The following is a 2,149-nucleotide window of genomic DNA, read 5'->3' as shown; positions in this document are numbered from 1 at the left end:
GACGGCGAGATTATTTGGAAGGACTAGCCTATTTCGTACAGGTAGTAGTGCAAATCGATTGGAAAAATATGGATGTGAGTGATGTAATTGAAACTTAATAATTATTTTTGGGGATCCCTTAGCCTTCTACCGATAAAGAAAGCAGAGTTATTTTCATCAATATTAAACAACATAAATAATACTTCCGGAATAAGTATAAGAACCAAACACAAAGTGAATGCAATAGCTGCTGTAATTATGCTAACTACTTTAAATTTAATCATACTCCCCCTTGAATGCCAAACAAGGCTGTAGAGTAACTCCTACAGCCAAATTCAATTAAAAAATCGAGCTTCTGAATTAACTCTAAGCGTTTTTAAAGCATTAGGTAATGCATTTTGGAACCCATAAAACAAGCTGTTATTCTTAGAAAATAGTAATTCTACAGCCTCAACACCTTGTTAAGGTGTGAGGCATGCAATACCAAAGCGTCTGCATACCACCTTAACCACTAAACCGAACGCATAGTAAAAATGCCACGCGTGCAGAATAGCTCTTGAACAATTTGTTATGTTGAAATACTAAGTAACACGCTCACAACTATCTAGCATCTTAACTGGTAATTGATTTTCAACTAGAAAATTGTAAAAGCGTAGATCTTCAATTAAATCAGGAGAAGCTAATTCAAAATCTTGATAAGTCTGATTTTTAAAACGAAACCTTACTATATGTTCAAACCTTTTCTCTTGTACATATAAAATTTCACTGATCTCGGTAATACTTATACGTGCACCCAATACAATCAAAACATCGCCATCAATCGCAACGGCCACTGACTTTTTTGGCTTTGACATAAAGTATTCACTTATCAAGGATAATGCACAAAACAAGGCGATATATCCAAGTTGCGTTAAAAATGCGGCTTTTGAGATTTCAACAAGATAGTAAGCAAACATGCCACAAAATAACGTTCTAGTGACAAAACTATTAAACAGCTTAACACTAGCTAACTTGTTTTGTTTTAATAAAATTTTCATAACTCCCTTCCCCAAAATAGTATTTCAAACATATAAATATTAGAATATTTATTGACACCAATCATGATTACTTAACGCAATGGTATCTGCACGTTTTATGAATTGGTGTTACGTTTAGAGTTTATTGTGCTTGTACTAAAACATACATACCAGAAAAAATTATGCTGATTTTTTCAACCATAAAAGGTGAAGGAGGATATGGATAACACTAAAAAATAGCGGACCTCCAATTATAAATAATTTATACCAGCTTAAACTTAAGCTAACAATTCCTCCTTGATAATTGCAGCTCAACCAATACACATAGAGCAAAGAAACGACGCCTAGAATTAGAAATATTAATCTTTTTTTTAGCGCTATATTCAACCCCCAACTTAAAGAAGTTAGAGCTAAATACCCCAAAAGCCCCCCAACCAATGGTAACAACCATTGCAAAGTAAAACTAAGTGGTACAAAGAAAATAGTTACAATACTTGTTAGGAAATAAAGTCCACCAATAATCATTAGAAAGGTAGTTGGCAACCAAGCGAACACTATTGTTAATCCAATGAGTAGATTTCTTAGGAACATATTTTAACAGCCCAGTATGTTTATAATTTTGCATTGCGAGAGTAATCTTGACAAAATAAAAAGGACAGACATATATTTTGGTCAGAAGATTTAGCACCTCTCCCGTCGTGGGTAACCGTATCATTATTTTTTTGCACACTGTTAGTGTTAGTTACAGAACTTAGAGGTGAGTTGCTTGGAAAGCAATTTTAGGCAAAGCTAGGCCGTCACTTTGTCTAACAAAATAAAAAGGACAGACATATTTTTGGTCAGAAGATTTAGCACCTCTCCCGTCGTGGGTAACCGTATCATTATTTTTTTGCACACTGTTAGTGTTAGTTACAGAACTTAGAGTTGAGTTGCTTGGAAAGCAATTTTAGGAAAAAAAGGCAAAGCTAGGTCATCACTTTATTTAATATCGTGTTTTTTAAACAAACCAATCAAGATGCAACTGTTCATCCTGCGCCTTTGTACCATTTTACATCGTTGCTGGCGGCTTGCTGCTTTAACCGTTGTTTGCTGCCTGCAAAATTTGAGTACTGCTGCCTGAAACGTTGAATTGATTCAAGCCATTGCGCTTCTTC

The 2,149-nt window shown here is 34.7% G+C and carries 2 protein-coding genes; both read right to left on the bottom strand.

Annotation, left to right across the window (positions count from 1 at the left end; all coding sequences use genetic code 11):
- Positions 1-101 precede the first annotated feature (101 nt).
- Positions 102-263: a hypothetical protein gene (locus H5158_RS23175; RefSeq protein WP_220491403.1), complete on the bottom strand. Its 162-nt coding sequence runs from the start codon at positions 261-263 to the stop codon at positions 102-104.
- Positions 264-560: 297 nt separating this feature from the next.
- Positions 561-1,016, bottom strand: a complete 456-nt coding sequence (locus H5158_RS22340) for a hypothetical protein (protein WP_182740943.1) — start codon at positions 1,014-1,016, stop codon at positions 561-563.
- Between the last annotated feature and the right edge of the window lie 1,133 nt (positions 1,017-2,149).

This window comes from Pseudoalteromonas sp. SR45-6, assembly GCF_014163545.1.
Classification (GTDB): domain Bacteria; phylum Pseudomonadota; class Gammaproteobacteria; order Enterobacterales; family Alteromonadaceae; genus Pseudoalteromonas; species Pseudoalteromonas rhizosphaerae.
This window is presented reverse-complemented; position numbering and strand designations above follow the sequence as displayed.